The following is a 14,033-nucleotide window of genomic DNA, read 5'->3' as shown; positions in this document are numbered from 1 at the left end:
GCCAACTGGGGCAAGCCGACCCCATGGCTGAGCACCGGTTAATCCCCTCAGCCCGGTTAGTCTCACGCCTGAACCTACAGCCGTGGTATCCGCCAGATGCACCACTCCAGCCAGAGGTCTATCAGCCGCAGCAGGTCACCATTCCCCTGCGTCAGCATATTGGGGCGCCGTCAGTCCCTGTTGTCAAGGAAGGTGACGGAGTTACCACAGGACAATTGATCGCTGAGCTGCCGGCTGGCGCCTTAGGAGCCCCGGTTCATGCCAGCATCACCGGCATTGTTACCCAGGTATCATCACAGGCAATTACCATTCGAAAAGGGAGTGGCTCCGCATGATTAATGCAATTGGCATCGTTGAGTTTACCAGTATCGCCAAAGGAATTGAGGCCTCTGATATCATGGCCAAGACGGCTGACGTGACCTTGCTTGTGGCTAAGCACCTGTGCCCTGGTAAGTATATGGTACTCGTCAGCGGGGATGTCTCTTCAGTCAGGCAATCGATCACTGCCGGTATTGAAATGGGGGCGCAGCACACGGTGGATCACTTTGTCATCCCTAATGTGCATCCGTCCATTCTGCCAGCCATCGGGGGCGGCAATGACTTAACCAATGTGAAAGCCATTGGCATTATTGAGACCTATAGTGTGGCTGCATCGATTGAGGCCACCGATGTGGCTGTCAAAAATGCTTCAGTCATGCCTGTTAGACTGCATATGGCGTTTGGCATCGGGGGAAAAAGCTATAGTATCGTGACAGGTGATGTGGCTGCTGTCAATGCGGCCGTTGCTGCCGGCAGTGAACTAGCAGCCAGCAAGGGGATGCTGGTCTATCACACAGTCATTCCCCGGCCTAATCAACAGGTGATTGACAGCTTTAAATAAAGTCGGAAGGCAGGTGACAGGGGAATGACTACAGGACAAAAACAGCGAATGATTCAAGAATATGTTCCAGGCAAACAGGTAACGATGGCCCATATCCTGCCTAATCCGCAAGGTGGCTTGCATGAGCGTCTGGGGATTGGCGGTGACGGGGCCTTAGGCATCCTGACAATTACCCCCAGCGAGGCAGCCATTATTGCCGCCGATGCTGCCGTAAAGGCTGGCAATATTGAAATCGGGTTTGTTGACCGGTTTACCGGCTCACTCGTACTGACCGGAAATGTAGCCGATGTCGAGGCGGCTGTCCGGGCGGCAGTCGATACGCTTGTCAACATATTAGGGTTCTCGGCAGCAGAAGTGACACGGAGTTGACGATGAAAAACAAGATTCTTCTCATGGGCGGCATCGGCGCTGGCAAAACGACCTTAAAACAAAGGCTGTTGAACGAGTCGCTTGTATATCTAAAAACACAATCATTGGATTATTCCAGCATTTTTATTGATTGTCCTGGTGAATATTTGGAAATACCCCGCTATTATCATGTGTTGATTGACGCCAGTTTTGGTGCTGTTGAAGTCTGGGCCTTGCATGACGCAACCCGCCGCAACTGTCCTTTTCCGCCTAAATTTGCCACGGCTTTCCGCAGGCCGGTTATTGGGGTCGTTACTAAAGTAGACCATTGTGATGCTTGTCCTGATATTGCCGAGAATAATCTGCGTAAAGCTGGTATTGTTGGCCAGATATACCATGTATCTGCTAAGACTGGCGATGGTATACAAGAACTTGCGCTACATATGTCAAGCTTAACAAGCCAATCAGAATAATGAAAAAGGGGGTGTGGGCGTGAAAAAACTAATTTCTGCTACAACCTTGCGCCAAATGGCTGAAACCGGAAAACGAGTGGTAATTCCGCCACAATGTGTATTGACTCCCTCGGCACAAGACCTAGCCAAAGAGCTTGGTATTCAGATTGTCCGGGAAAACACCAAAGAACTACAGGGAGAAACTAGTCAGCTGGATGCAATCAGCAACAGCGACGCTAAGCCTGCGGACACAGCCGGTACTCTTGAAACACAAGTCCGAAAAGTGTTATCTGAGCTGTTAAAACCAGCTTGCACTAATCCAAAAGTTACCCACGTGAAAGGCGCAACCGTTGTATTGCAGCCTTTTGATCAGGCTCCTCCTGGACAAAATATAAAACTAGTAGATGTGATTACTGCCAGGGAGGCAAATCTTGCCGCAGGCTTTATGGCATTTGACTGTTCTGTACTTCCCTGGAATTTAACATATGATGAAGTGGATTATGTAATAGAAGGAACTTTTACGATAGAAACCGGCGGCAAAGTGCATACATGTGTTGCTGGCGATGTTTTCTATATACCAAAGAACACTAAGGTGATTTTCGGGTCACCGAATCAAGCCAAAGTATTTTATGTGACATATCCGGCAAATTGGTCAGAAGTATAGAAGGACAAAGCAGGGGCTGACCTATTTTCATTAGGTTAGCCCCTGGACGCTAATGATAAAGCAAGTTTGTTTAAAGGCAGGGAGAGCAAGTGTATAAGCTAATCGTCGTAGATGATGAAGAATTGGAGCGGCAAGCTATTCGCTTTATTGTAGACAGGTATTGCCCGGAAATATCAGTTGTAGGTGAGGCCAGTGACGGTGCGTTGGCTTTGCAGGTTGCAGCCCAGGTACAGCCCGATATTGTTCTTATGGATATTCGTATGCCAGAAATGACCGGTCTGGATGCTGCTAAACATATGCGTGCAATTGTTCCAGAGGCTAAAATTATTTTTTTAACTGCATCTGGCAATTCGAATTATGTTAAGGATGCTGCCAATTTGGGGGCAGCTGATTATATGCTGGAACCTGTCCGTCCTGACAAACTGGTGCGTAGTCTACATTGTATTACACATAGCAAGTTAGCCGAAGAATTGACGATATCAGCCAACAAGTTTGATATCGCCGGTAGTATAGAGTTACTGGGAAAAGTAGCACCGTTAGGTTAAAATAGATTTATGTGCAAGAAATTAGTCCCGTTTTTCATTAGATCCAAACTCAAAGAGCTGGGATTTTGCAAGGCTGTTATCGTGGCGTTGGCAGATTAGGTTGGAACATAATAATAAAATCTGGATTATTTCAAGAAATAAGAAATCGCTATTTGCCTGTTGAAGGACAAATAGCGATTTTTGCATTACATGATTTTGTTTTCCAATTAGAACTTAAAGTTGGCACCAAACCCTAGACCATCAGCCGTAGCGGCACCGTCTTCTTTGTAGGACTTGTAGCCAAGATGGAGGGAAGCTTGATTATTCAACTTGTAGGTTAACCCTGTTTGCCACTCTGTAACAATACTGCTTGTGGTCACAGAGGCATAACCATCAACCTTTGGAGCTAAGTTAGTACTGGCTCCGACGCCGTAAAACATTTTACTTGGACCGTCGCTGTAGTCTCGGCTGCCAACAATGAGGCGAATATTCGGGTCGAGCTTGTAGTGCGCATAGATATCTGTTGTCTTGAAATCATAGCCTGGAACAGAATAGGAGTTTCTTTCAACACCGACTATCACTTTATTTCCGATTCCATTTTCCAGATAGAAACCATCTGTGTCAATATTTTGTCCGGCTGCATCTAAGTTATAGTGATTATAACCAATATTGCTTTCGCCTTTTTGTAAGTCGGTCAGCGGCGCGGCCATGCCGACACTCGCTACTAACATAGTTCCTGTAAGAAGGGTTAAAATTTTCTTTTTCATCATGTATCCTCCTGAAAATAATTTTATCTTATGGGGGCTATTTAACGATGGCCGCATTTGAGCTTGCCTGTGCCATCGACTTATCCAAAGAATACCATGGAAGTGTGACAAAAATATGACAACGCCTGGAAAAACATGAACGGCGTTTACTATAGATCCAGACCTTCCAATAGAAATCTAAGAAATGGTGTGTATCATTTAATTGTTGAAGATATAAATAGCGAAAAGCAGAGGAGCGTGTCATATGGATAAGATGGTAAAAAAAGTAGCGATTTACTCCATGGTCGGATTGATGCAGCTGGGTTTAGCGGTTTCAGTAATAGAAGCATCACCAAGAGGTCAAGAACCTCCCAGACAAGAACAGCGTGATGACAAACGTCAGCACGAGCAGGAGAGAGAGCGAAGGATACAAGAGGAAAATGAACGGCATGAACGCGAAATGAGACGTCGCGATCACGAAAGTGAACACGAGTGGCATGAACGGCAGCGCCAGGAAAAAGAAAGACACGATAAGGCCATCAAGGCGATTACTGGACTTATCCTGCATATCCTAGAGAATGCGGATAAAGACTAGTTAAATTAAAAACCCGCGAAATTTCGCGGGTTTTTTTCACTATAGAAAATTGCACTCCTCAATAAACTCTGCCAATTCCTTGGTGAATTTATCACGCTCATCAAAGAGCAAGCCGTGACCGCTGAAGCGGAATGGTACAAGTTTAGAATGTTTAATTCCTTCCTTTTGAGCTTCAGCTAATGGGAATCGGCAGACCTTGTCATGTATTCCGTGGAGAATCAATGTAGGGACGTTTATTTTCCCCAGATCGGAAAATAAGCGTTCTTCGTCAAGCCAAGCAGCTGCAACCGCTGCGGTAGCCCAATTTGCTGCCTGTAGTCCTAATTGGAAAAACCAATCTGAAAAAGGTTTAGTTATATATTGGAAAAAGAACATATCCCCAAATCCCTGCAGCATTTTGGGGCGATCAGTATATGTTTCTTTAATAATATTGAGTACATCATCTTTGTTTAAGCCATAAGGGAAATAAGGGCGTTGGATCAGGCTGGGGGCAGCGGCTGCAAACAGGGCGAGCCTGGATACCCCATAGCCGCTATGGCGGGCCATATAACGAATGGCAATCGCGCCTCCCGTGGAATGGCCACCTAGTGTAATATGTTGTAACCTAAGTGCTTTAACCACACAAAGAATGTCGTCTGCCATTCTGTCGTAGCAATAACCCTCCCATGGCTTATCTGACTCACCAAAGCCTCTACAGTCCATTCCTATACAGCGATAGCCAAGTCGGGCAAGCTGAATAAACTGATATTCGAACATCTTATGATTTGCAGGCCAGCCGTGAATAAACAAAATAGTCTCCTGGCCCTCAGGGTTAACATCCTCTACATAAACATTGACGTCTTTTTCTACAGTAATATAATGACCCATGTTTGATTCCCCCATTAGTCACTCTTTTTATAACCATGTTATTCGTTTGAATATAAAAGAGTTACATAGGTGGTTTAATCCGGCAGCTCAAATAAGGAGTTACGTACCCGCAGTTTTAAATGCCGTAAGTGTTATGTCAATAAACGCTCTGAGAGCAGGAGAAATCCACTTGTCTTTGTGGTAGATCAATTGGGCTTTAATAGCAAAAGCTGGGCCAGCCCAAGGCAAGGCGATTAATTGATTATTCTTAAGTTCCTGACTTACCACGACATGGGGTAAAAAGCCGATTCCCCAGCCATCACAAACAAACCTCTTAATCACTTCGTTACTGCTTACTCCCATTACGGACGCGGGTTTTGCGCCTATTTGTGCGAGAATGCTTTCGAAAATTCGGCGATAGCTGCAGCCGTTTGCAGTCAGGATGAGCGATTGGCCACTTAAATCATGGGGAATGACCTGACGTTTTTTGGCTAAAGGATGGTTTGGCGCCGCTATTACGGCCATAGGCTCCTCGAAGAGTACATGTGTAATCAGATCATTCTCATTGCACGGCACATCAAGAAAAAAGACGATGTCAATGGTGTTTTTTCGGAGAAGTGTCCGATAGTCACTGCCTGTATCAAAGTGAAGATTGATTTCCACTTTGGGATAACGAGAACGGAATGTGTTGAAAACTCCAGGCAATCGATGTAGGCAAAGCGATTCCGCGGTTCCAATAATTAGAGACCCTTTCGGGATTAATGAACTGGAAATTAGGTCTTTGGCCTCGTCAGATAGTTTGAGAATTTGATTAGCATAGGCGTATAGGTGTTCGCCATCCTTTGTCAACTTTATTTGTTTGCCTAAGCGTTCAAACAGCATTGTACCTAACTCTTCTTCGAGCGCCTGAATCTGATTGGTAACTGTAGACTGGGCGTAACCAAGGTCATTTGCAGCTTTTGTAAAACTTGACAATTTTGTCGTTGTAACGAAAGTTTTCAGTAGCCGAAATTCCATATTTCCACCACCCATCGATTTTGGTGAATTATCTCATCTATATTATCAATTTTACCTATTGATAACACTATGATAGTATAATTTCTAAAAGAGGTCTAGAAAAAAATGACCTCAAATAGGAGTGGTGAGTGGATGAAAACCATTAGTGCCGAAGAAATTAGGTGTCGGGCAAAAGAACTTGGAGCTGATTTATGTGGGATCGCTTCTGTAGAGCGATTTGATGATGCACCTCCCGGATTTCACCCAACAGATGTGGCTCTGGGATGCAAAAGTGTGATCGTACTAGCTGCACGTTTTCCGAGCAGTACGCTAGCGGCTTCTTCCCAGGCGGCATATACCTTTGTTCGCAATCGGCTGGTTGACAGGATTGATTCCATTACGGTTCAAATCTCATCCGAGTTAGAACAGCTAGGATATTGTGCAGTACCCATTCCCTCATCTGATCCTTATGATTATTGGGATGACAGTAGGCGGCACGGGCAAGGAATATTGTCCTTAAAACATGCCGCTGTACGGGCAGGATTGGGTCATATGGGAAAAAACACCCTGCTTGTTAACGATGAATTAGGTAATATGCTTTGGCTAGGGGCTGTGCTCATTGATAAAGAACTCGAACCGGACCTGATAGCTGGCTATCAAACTTGTAACCCTGATTGCAGGATTTGCTTAGATTCTTGTCCAGCTAATGCCTTGGATGGTACTACTATTGACCAGCGTAAATGCCGTGGTGTATCAGCAAAATATACTGAGGGCGGCGGCGGGGTCTATGCATGTAATTTATGCCGGAAGCTCTGCCCACAAAACAAAGGGATTAAGTGAGTAATGGAGGGACACAGTATGAATATCCAGGTTGTGAATTTCGAAGAAAAATTCGCCATGATTAGCGAACTTCATTCTTATAAAGTGATTGCACAGATGAATGACTGCCATTTTAAGCTTGTGAGAATGAAAAGGGAGTTTATTTGGCATAGTCACCCTGAAACAGATGAAGTTTTTATGATAATTGATGGCAGCATGCAGATTGATTTAAGAGATAGAACACTCACCTTGAAACAGGGCGAAATGGTTGTTATACCTAAAGGAATTGAGCATAAACCATCTAGTAGGGAAGAGTGCAAAATATTATTAATAGAGCCAGCCGGAACAATTAATACCGGAAATGCTGGTGGGAATCTAACAGATGTTGAACTGGAATGGATTTAATTTTGTAAGTTAGATCCTATTGACAAAACACTGTTGTCCTGTGATAATGAATAATAAATGCAAAGTACACACGTCTAGTTGTAAAGTTGGGATGTAAGTGTAACTCTGTTTTGTCAAACAAGCATAGTAAAAGTAATGATTGGGATTAAAGCATCAATACAAGCGCTTCAGAGAGCCGGCGGTGGTGCAAGCCGGTGCGTGATTGTTGCCGTTACCTCGCCCATGAACTCTTTAGCTGACGTGTATACATAGTAAAGTATACATTAGGTTGAAGCGTTGCCCTGCGTTAACGGGAAGTTCGGTTGTTGTTGCCGGGCGCAAGGAGTATAACGTAGGGTGGTACCGCGAATTGTCGCCCCTACTGGCAGGGATACCTGTTCAGTAGGGGGTTTTATTTTTCTTCAAGGAGGTTGAGATATTAGGTTGGTACTATGATCGATATCTAGAGTATTAGTCAAATATAAAAAAAGGTGGAGAAGTATTATGTTTAAGATGCCAAGTAGTATAAGAAAATGGGCAGTAGCTACATTGGTCATGGTGTTTACCGTTTCAATGGCTGGTTGTGGTGGCAACCAATCTGCAGCTCCGGCAAGCTCAGCGGCTGGCTCAGCAGCAAAAATCGGGGTAGTATCATATCTTACCGGTGGCGGAGCTGCTTATGGCGAGGCCATTAAACAGGGGCTGGAACTAGCAAGGGATGAAATCAACGCAAAAGGCAAGGTAAAGATTGAGCTCCTTTTCGAAGACTCAAAGGGTGATAAAAATGAGGCCATCAATGCAACCAATAAGCTCATTCATAAAGACAATGTAGTCGGAATAATCGGGCCAACCCTGAGTGGCGAAATGTTTGCTGTAGGTCCAATTGCTAGTCAGGCAGGGGTTCCTATTATGGGTACTTCGACTACTGCTGAGGGTATCACTGATATCGGCGATTATGTATTTCGTAATGCGCTGCCTGAGTCCTTGGCAATACCACATGCTGTGAAAAAAGCAAAAGAAAAGCTTGGCTTGAAAAAAGTAGCTGTCATGTATTCGAATAATAATGACTGGGCAGTATCAGGGTTTAAAACTTTTGAACAGGCGATAAAAGACAATGGTATGGAGACCATTACTGTTGAGACTTTTGCTGATAAAGATACCGATTTTTCCGCTCAGCTAACCAAGATTGCTGCACTCAAGCCAGATGCAATTATGGTTGCTGGTTTGTATCAAGAGGCTGCACTCATTCTTAAAAAGGCCAGAGAGATCGGTATTACTGTGCCAATTGTCGGCAATAACGGTTTCAACTCACCGCAACTAATTAAATCTGGCGGCAATGCAGCTGAAGGAGTAGTTGTGGCAAGCCCTTGGTATCCTGGTAAAGATGACGAGAAAGTTAAGAAATTTGTAGCTGCTTACAAAGCTAAGTATGGTAAAGAGCCAGATCAATTCGCAGCCCAGTCTTATGATGCTTTATATATCATGGCTGAGGCCTTAGAAAAAGCCGGCACCACAACAGACAGGAAAAAGCTCAGGGATAGCCTTGCCAACGTAAAAGATTTCCCTGGTGTTACCGGCAAATTTGCTTTTGATGCCAAGCGTAACCCGGCTATGGATGTTACCATTCTTGTTGTTAAAGGCGGTCAGTTCACAGAATTAAAATGATAATAGCAAAGTAAAAACGAAGAGGTGAAGTTAGTGTTCCTGCAGCAAGTAGTCAACGGCCTCACTTTAGGTAGTACCTATGCGGTTATTGCATTAGGCTATACCTTGATTTTCGGCGTACTAAACATTGTCAATATGGCTCATGGCGAAATATTCATGATAGGGGCTTTTGTCGGCTTGATGCTTGTCACAAAGTTCAATATCGGTATTATTGGGGCACTTATCGGTGCGATGATTACCGGGGCAGCGCTTGGCTATCTATTAGAAAGAGTAGCTTTGCGCCCCCTGCGACGCAAGGAAGTATCACATCTGGCGCCGCTGCTTAGTACGATTGGTGTATCAATTTTTCTCGAAAGTCTGGCTCTTAAGGTATTTGGTCCGCAGGCACAGTCCTTTCCGACCGTGTACTCAGGGCAACTTCTGGATCTAGGGGTATTTAAAATTTCTTTTATCCAGATTATTATCCTTGCTATTTCATTTGGTTTGATGTTTGCACTCCGTTTTTGGCTGGCAAAGACAAAAGCAGGGAAATCAATACGAGCAACAGCAGAGAACATTGAAACTGCCGGCCTGCTAGGTGTTGACACGCGCAAGGTCATTGTAATGACAGTCATGCTGGCTTCCGGGCTCGGGGCAGTAGCTGGTGTGCTTGTAGGACTGGCGTTTAACGCTGTTGAGCCTACTATGGGTATCACTATGGGTTTTAAGGGATTGGCGGTACTTATTCTGGGCGGTCTGGGTAATATAACCGGAGCCATGGTTGGCGGCTTAATCTTAGGGATTGCTGAAGTATTCAGTGTCGCGTATGGGGATTCATCATACCGGGATGCTGTGGCATTTGGATTAATTATGGTGCTGCTCTTTGTACGCCCACAAGGCCTTTTTGGCAGCAGCACTCCCCAGGGAGGTCGGTAGCCATGGACGCACTCCTTAATCCGTATTATCTCCAGATTCTCATGTTCGTTCTAATCAATGCTATGCTGGGTATTAGTATTTATTTAACCCTGGCGACAGGGCAGTTATCCTTGGGAAATGCCGGCTTCATGAGTGTAGGTGCGTATACATCAGCGTTATTGACGCTAAAGCTGGGGCTTCCTGTATATCTGGCCATTCCAATAGGCGGGTTTGCCGCTTGTCTGATGGCGGCAGTCATTGGTGTTCCAGCTACCCGGTTACAAGGGATATATTTAGCTATTGCCACCCTTGGTTTTGGCGAGGTAGTAAGGGTTATTATTCTCAACATGAAGATTACAAACGGAGCTTTAGGGCTTTCTGGAATACCGTCATTAGGTGTACTTATTGGCAAGCAGCTCTCTGCTCTGGGGTATAGCCAAGGGTTTGCGGGATTTAGCCTGCAGCAAATAAGTAATCTGTCTGTGATTGTGATTCTGGCGGCTATCTTGACGTTTATGGTTTTCTTTGCCGTACGATTACGTAATTCCAGGATAGGCCGGGCGTTTGCGTCCATTAAGGCTGACGAGCATGCAGCCGAAGTGTCAGGAGTTAATACAACCTATTACAAGCTGCTGGCCTTTTTCTTGGGAGCCTTTGTTGCCGGGATTGCCGGGGGGCTGGCGGCACACATTACTTTCTATATTGGCCCGAAGGATTTCTCGTATCATCGCGCAGTTGAAATATTGCTGTTTGCCGTCTTTGGCGGTAGTAATGTGGTATGGGGACCGCTCTTAGGCTCAGTCATATTGACAACGCTCCCTGAGCTGCTGCGCTCAGCCGCAGACTACCGGGCCATGATTTATGGCGGTATTTTAGTCGTAATGATGATTTTCCGGCCACAGGGGCTTATCAGTGAAGAAACAATCCGTTATTGGAAGTCTAAGCTGCGGGCATCTTCTGCTGCGAACGAACAGTCAGAACCGGCAAGGAGGTCGGCAGGATGATCCTGGCACTTGAAAAAGTTAGTAAAAATTTCGGTGGTCTGGCTGCTTTGTCAGATGTGAGCTTTAGTATCGGCAAGGGTGAAATTCTTGGTGTAATCGGACCCAATGGGGCGGGGAAAACTACCCTCTTTAACCTGATTACCGGTGTTTTATCGCCAAGTGAAGGCCGGATCGTATACCAGGATAGAGCCATTGTCGGTTTGAAGCCTCACAAGATTACCGAGATGGGGATATCCCGTACTTTCCAGAATATCCGGTTATTTGGTCAGATGACAGCGTTAGAAAACGTTATGGTTGGCGCTCATTGCCGTACTAAGGCAGGGCTCTGGCAAGGCTTATGGCAGACCAAAGCGCAGCAGAAAGAGGAAAAAGCCATCAGGGGCAAAGCCAGAGCAATGCTGGAGCTCACAGGCATCGGCGACGAAGTCAATACTTTTGCCGGAGCACTGTCTTATGGCAAACAGCGCCGCCTGGAGATCGCCCGGGCGCTGGCCTCCGACCCTGATTTGCTGCTCCTAGATGAGCCTGCCGCCGGCATGAATGAGAGTGAAACAGAGGACTTGCGGTTATTGATTGCTAAAATACAGCAATTGGGTAAGGCCGTTATCCTGATTGAGCACGATATGCATTTAATGATGAACGTATGTGAGCGGTTTGTCGTGTTAAACTTTGGCCGGAAGATTGCGGAGGGTTCGCCGGTAAGCATCCAGGAGAACCCAGCGGTTATTGAAGCATATTTGGGAAAGGAGGATGTGTGATATGCTTGAAATTACACAACTTGTTGCCGGTTACGGAAATATAAAAGCGTTAAAAACGGTCGACATCTCTGTTCCCGAAGGTGCAATTGTTTCCTTAATTGGTGCGAACGGCGCAGGTAAGACGACGACTATGAAGTCGATCATGGGACTGGTTCAGCCAGGGGCAGGCCAAATCACCTTCCAGGGCCAAAATATAACAGGGTTGGCTGTACACAAGGTAGTCAATCTGGGAATATCGCTTGTTCCTGAAGGACGCAGCATACTGTCCCAAATGACAGTGCTGGAGAATTTGGAGATGGGCGCTTATCAGCGTAAGGACAACTCCATTCAGAGTGATCTGGAAAAAGTTTTTAAACGGTTTCCGATACTGGAAGAACGTAAAACTCAGTTAGGTGGAACCTTATCTGGTGGGCAGCAGCAAATGCTGGCAATAGGGAGAGCCTTAATGGCTCGTCCGAAGCTGCTGCTCCTGGATGAGCCATCTATGGGGCTAGCCCCGTTGGTAGTGGCCGATATATTTAAGGTAATCCAGGAGATAAATGCAGAGGGGACAACCATTCTGCTAGTTGAGCAAAATGTCCGTCAGGCCATCAAGATTGCTCATTATGCTTATGTTATGGAGACTGGACGCATCGTGCTCCATGGTAAATCTGAAGATATAGCCAATGATCCGAGAGTAATGGAAGCCTATTTGGGTGGGAGAAAAGTTGGCTAGGTTAGAAAGAAGCTGCTTCGATTAGTCGAAAGCAGCTTCTTTGTAGTTTGCCCCGAATGGGCGTGTCCCCTTTTTGCTTTGGGAAAAATTTTAAGATGAAGAAGCCGCTATGGATCAGCAAGCTTTGCAGATACATAGCGGCTTTTATTTTCTGTATATGTGGTTTCTCCCTGCCACCTATTGAAGTTGCAGCCTATGCGCGAAATATAAAAATAGGTTATAATGGAAAAAGTGATTAACAAGTACACGGTAGAGCTTTAACAAGGATGTTGAAGGTATTCAAAGGCCGTACCATTGAGATAGAAGAGAATTGGAGATAATAAAATACATGGAAAAATTACGAATGGCTATTGTCGGACCTTCCGATTCGGTGTCCTTAGCCTATGCGGTAGCATTGGAACGAAACGATATTTTATCGCCGCAGGTTATCGTCTATCAGGATGCATCGCAGGTACCGGAGCTTATGCAGGCACGGTGCCCGGAGTTTGATATGTGGTTATTTTCCGGTATTGTGCCCTACCACTATGCATTGTCTGTATCCACACATAAGCCACTGTTTTATCTTCCACATACCGGTTCAAGTTTATATCGGGCCTTGCTTGAAATCACGTATATTAAAAATTTGAAGTTGCATAGGATTAGCTTTGATACATATAGTCAGGTCGAGGTAGAAGAAACTTTTAAGGATATAAGTTTACCGTTGCCTACCATATACGTTAAACCGTTTTCCGACGTGGCTTCGGCCAAGGAGTTTGCCAATCATCATTATGAACTATGGCAGGCAGGCAAGATCGATATTGCCGTCACTTGTTTTTTGGCAACGTATGAAAAGTTAAAAGAATTAGGGGTGCCAGTTTTTCGTGTTTGGACGACACGGAGCAATATTCGCACTACGTTGGATCTGGCAATAAATTCCTGTTTGGCACAACGTTTTAAAGGAACTCAATTAGCGATACAAGAAATTGCTATTGATGAATACGATAATATAGTACTTGCCAGTTCAAGCTATAATGTGAAACGCATGGAAATGTGTTTATATAAGATTTTAATCGACTATGCCGAAATGTTGAAAGGTTCTCTCATAAGTCGCGGTGATGGGCAATATACTTTGTATTCTACTCGTGGCATTCTTGAAGACAGTACAAATGAACTTACCATTATTCCAATACTTGAAGAAATATCTTGTCAGGTTAAGGCTGCAGTGAGCGGCGGCATTGGTTTCGGTGTTACGGCCTATGATGCCGAACAGAATGCATTTCGTGCACTGGGCATGGCACAGCAGAAAGGCAAGGGATTATGGATGGCGGTAACCGATGATCGGGAAGTGATTGGCCCATTAAGCTCGGCAGTCCATCTTAAGTATTCCGTACAGGCAGATGCTGCGTCCTGTAAGCGAGTGGCTGATCAGCTAAACCTCAGCGTCACTACGGTAAATCGTTTGTTGGCAGTGATTGATAAACTGGATAAGGATACGTTTGGGGCAGAGGAACTGGCTGCCTATTTGACCATTACGGCACGCAGCGCCAGAAGAATCTTAACTATTTTGCTGGATAACGGCTTGACTGAATTTGCCGGAGAAGAGATGATTGCTAAGGGACGACCGCGTAAACTCTATAAAATCAAGGTACAGTTACTGCTGGCGCATTTTACATAATCAAGATAAATTCATCTAAAATAGATTGACAAAGGCTATAAAAGCAAGTAAAATATATTACATAGCAATGAAGCTCTCGTATTTTATAC

At 45.1% G+C, this 14,033-nt stretch carries 17 protein-coding genes, 1 pseudogene and 1 other annotated feature; of the genes and pseudogenes, 15 read left to right on the top strand and 3 right to left on the bottom strand.

Translation table 11 applies throughout. The features are described from left to right. The 6 genes and pseudogenes from B9A22_RS22285 to B9A22_RS22260 all read left to right on the top strand — a co-directional run. Positions 1 to 335, top strand: a pseudogene (locus B9A22_RS22285) (hypothetical protein); the annotation flags it as partial. Beyond that, positions 332 to 880: a BMC domain-containing protein gene (locus B9A22_RS22280; RefSeq protein ID WP_084578150.1), complete on the top strand. Its 549-nt coding sequence runs from the start codon at positions 332 to 334 to the stop codon at positions 878 to 880. The pseudogene B9A22_RS22285 and the gene B9A22_RS22280, both read left to right, overlap by 4 nt. A gap of 24 nt (positions 881 to 904) precedes the next feature. Continuing rightward, on the top strand, positions 905 to 1,249 hold the full coding sequence (locus B9A22_RS22275; protein WP_084578149.1) for a BMC domain-containing protein: 345 nt from the start codon (positions 905 to 907) through the stop codon (positions 1,247 to 1,249). 2 nt (positions 1,250 to 1,251) lie between these two features. Continuing rightward, positions 1,252 to 1,701 (top strand): EutP/PduV family microcompartment system protein, encoded by a 450-nt coding sequence (locus B9A22_RS22270; protein ID WP_084578148.1) that lies wholly within the window; start codon positions 1,252 to 1,254, stop codon positions 1,699 to 1,701. A gap of 19 nt (positions 1,702 to 1,720) precedes the next feature. Next, positions 1,721 to 2,344, top strand: a complete 624-nt coding sequence (locus B9A22_RS22265) for a cupin domain-containing protein (protein WP_084578147.1) — start codon at positions 1,721 to 1,723, stop codon at positions 2,342 to 2,344. Positions 2,345 to 2,433: 89 nt separating this feature from the next. After that, positions 2,434 to 2,889 carry a response regulator gene (locus tag B9A22_RS22260; protein WP_084578146.1) on the top strand — a complete coding sequence of 152 codons (456 nt, stop codon included), beginning with the start codon at positions 2,434 to 2,436 and terminating at the stop codon, positions 2,887 to 2,889. 206 nt (positions 2,890 to 3,095) lie between these two features. Here the strand turns inward: B9A22_RS22260 and B9A22_RS22255 are convergent, their stop codons facing one another. Beyond that, positions 3,096 to 3,638, bottom strand: coding sequence for a hypothetical protein (locus tag B9A22_RS22255; RefSeq protein ID WP_245824105.1), 543 nt, complete (start codon positions 3,636 to 3,638; stop codon positions 3,096 to 3,098). 241 nt (positions 3,639 to 3,879) lie between these two features. On the opposite strand from B9A22_RS22255, the gene B9A22_RS22250 reads away from it, so the two are divergent. Continuing rightward, the gene (locus B9A22_RS22250) at positions 3,880 to 4,209 is read left to right on the top strand and encodes a hypothetical protein (RefSeq protein ID WP_084578144.1); all 330 of its coding nucleotides are present in this window, start codon (positions 3,880 to 3,882) and stop codon (positions 4,207 to 4,209) included. Between the two features lie 39 nt (positions 4,210 to 4,248). Here the strand turns inward: B9A22_RS22250 and B9A22_RS22245 are convergent, their stop codons facing one another. After that, positions 4,249 to 5,076, bottom strand: coding sequence for an alpha/beta fold hydrolase (locus B9A22_RS22245; RefSeq protein ID WP_084578143.1), 828 nt, complete (start codon positions 5,074 to 5,076; stop codon positions 4,249 to 4,251). 99 nt (positions 5,077 to 5,175) lie between these two features. Then, positions 5,176 to 6,072, bottom strand: a complete 897-nt coding sequence (locus B9A22_RS22240; protein ID WP_084578142.1) for a LysR family transcriptional regulator — start codon at positions 6,070 to 6,072, stop codon at positions 5,176 to 5,178. A 132-nt stretch (positions 6,073 to 6,204) separates the two neighbouring features. Between B9A22_RS22240 and B9A22_RS22235 the strand changes: the two genes are divergently transcribed. From B9A22_RS22235 to B9A22_RS22200, 8 genes are all read left to right on the top strand, one after another. Beyond that, positions 6,205 to 6,891 (top strand): epoxyqueuosine reductase, encoded by a 687-nt coding sequence (locus B9A22_RS22235; RefSeq protein WP_084578141.1) that lies wholly within the window; start codon positions 6,205 to 6,207, stop codon positions 6,889 to 6,891. 18 nt (positions 6,892 to 6,909) lie between these two features. Next, positions 6,910 to 7,275 carry a cupin domain-containing protein gene (locus B9A22_RS22230; RefSeq protein ID WP_084578140.1) on the top strand — a complete coding sequence of 122 codons (366 nt, stop codon included), beginning with the start codon at positions 6,910 to 6,912 and terminating at the stop codon, positions 7,273 to 7,275. Between the two features lie 126 nt (positions 7,276 to 7,401). After that, positions 7,402 to 7,638 (top strand) — a binding site (T-box leader). 120 nt (positions 7,639 to 7,758) lie between these two features. Next, a complete protein-coding gene (locus tag B9A22_RS22225; protein WP_245824104.1) occupies positions 7,759 to 8,919 on the top strand; it encodes an ABC transporter substrate-binding protein in 1,161 nt (386 codons plus the stop codon). A gap of 33 nt (positions 8,920 to 8,952) precedes the next feature. Further along, a complete protein-coding gene (locus B9A22_RS22220) occupies positions 8,953 to 9,834 on the top strand; it encodes a branched-chain amino acid ABC transporter permease (RefSeq protein ID WP_084578139.1) in 882 nt (293 codons plus the stop codon). A gap of 2 nt (positions 9,835 to 9,836) precedes the next feature. Further along, the gene (locus tag B9A22_RS22215) at positions 9,837 to 10,817 is read left to right on the top strand and encodes a branched-chain amino acid ABC transporter permease (RefSeq protein WP_084578138.1); all 981 of its coding nucleotides are present in this window, start codon (positions 9,837 to 9,839) and stop codon (positions 10,815 to 10,817) included. After that, positions 10,814 to 11,575 carry an ABC transporter ATP-binding protein gene (locus B9A22_RS22210; RefSeq protein ID WP_084578137.1) on the top strand — a complete coding sequence of 254 codons (762 nt, stop codon included), beginning with the start codon at positions 10,814 to 10,816 and terminating at the stop codon, positions 11,573 to 11,575. The genes B9A22_RS22215 and B9A22_RS22210 overlap by 4 nt, the downstream gene beginning before the upstream one ends. A gap of 1 nt (position 11,576) precedes the next feature. Beyond that, positions 11,577 to 12,290, top strand: coding sequence for an ABC transporter ATP-binding protein (locus B9A22_RS22205; protein ID WP_084578136.1), 714 nt, complete (start codon positions 11,577 to 11,579; stop codon positions 12,288 to 12,290). A gap of 328 nt (positions 12,291 to 12,618) precedes the next feature. Further along, positions 12,619 to 13,944: a GTP cyclohydrolase gene (locus tag B9A22_RS22200; RefSeq protein ID WP_084578135.1), complete on the top strand. Its 1,326-nt coding sequence runs from the start codon at positions 12,619 to 12,621 to the stop codon at positions 13,942 to 13,944. Positions 13,945 to 14,033 lie beyond the last annotated feature (89 nt).

The organism is Sporomusa malonica, assembly GCF_900176355.1.
GTDB classification, from domain to species: domain Bacteria; phylum Bacillota; class Negativicutes; order Sporomusales; family Sporomusaceae; genus Sporomusa; species Sporomusa malonica.
Note: the sequence above shows the minus strand (reverse complement) of the source record. Positions and strands in the feature narration are given on the sequence as shown.

Bases quoted from the DNA above. Each gene is read 5' to 3' on its own strand.
- B9A22_RS22250 (WP_084578144.1), top strand. From the start codon at position 3,880: ATGGATAAGATGGTAAAAAAAGTAGCGATTTACTCCATGGTCGGATTG.
- B9A22_RS22200 (WP_084578135.1), top strand. From the start codon at position 12,619: ATGGAAAAATTACGAATGGCTATTGTCGGACCTTCCGATTCGGTGTCC.
- B9A22_RS22225 (WP_245824104.1), top strand. From the start codon at position 7,759: ATGTTTAAGATGCCAAGTAGTATAAGAAAATGGGCAGTAGCTACATTG.
- B9A22_RS22230 (WP_084578140.1), top strand. From the start codon at position 6,910: ATGAATATCCAGGTTGTGAATTTCGAAGAAAAATTCGCCATGATTAGC.
- B9A22_RS22240 (WP_084578142.1), bottom strand. From the start codon at position 6,072: ATGGAATTTCGGCTACTGAAAACTTTCGTTACAACGACAAAATTGTCA.
- B9A22_RS22215 (WP_084578138.1), top strand. From the start codon at position 9,837: ATGGACGCACTCCTTAATCCGTATTATCTCCAGATTCTCATGTTCGTT.
- B9A22_RS22235 (WP_084578141.1), top strand. From the start codon at position 6,205: ATGAAAACCATTAGTGCCGAAGAAATTAGGTGTCGGGCAAAAGAACTT.
- B9A22_RS22245 (WP_084578143.1), bottom strand. From the start codon at position 5,076: ATGGGTCATTATATTACTGTAGAAAAAGACGTCAATGTTTATGTAGAG.
- B9A22_RS22270 (WP_084578148.1), top strand. From the start codon at position 1,252: ATGAAAAACAAGATTCTTCTCATGGGCGGCATCGGCGCTGGCAAAACG.
- B9A22_RS22210 (WP_084578137.1), top strand. From the start codon at position 10,814: ATGATCCTGGCACTTGAAAAAGTTAGTAAAAATTTCGGTGGTCTGGCT.
- B9A22_RS22275 (WP_084578149.1), top strand. From the start codon at position 905: ATGACTACAGGACAAAAACAGCGAATGATTCAAGAATATGTTCCAGGC.
- B9A22_RS22280 (WP_084578150.1), top strand. From the start codon at position 332: ATGATTAATGCAATTGGCATCGTTGAGTTTACCAGTATCGCCAAAGGA.
- B9A22_RS22205 (WP_084578136.1), top strand. From the start codon at position 11,577: ATGCTTGAAATTACACAACTTGTTGCCGGTTACGGAAATATAAAAGCG.
- B9A22_RS22255 (WP_245824105.1), bottom strand. From the start codon at position 3,638: ATGATGAAAAAGAAAATTTTAACCCTTCTTACAGGAACTATGTTAGTA.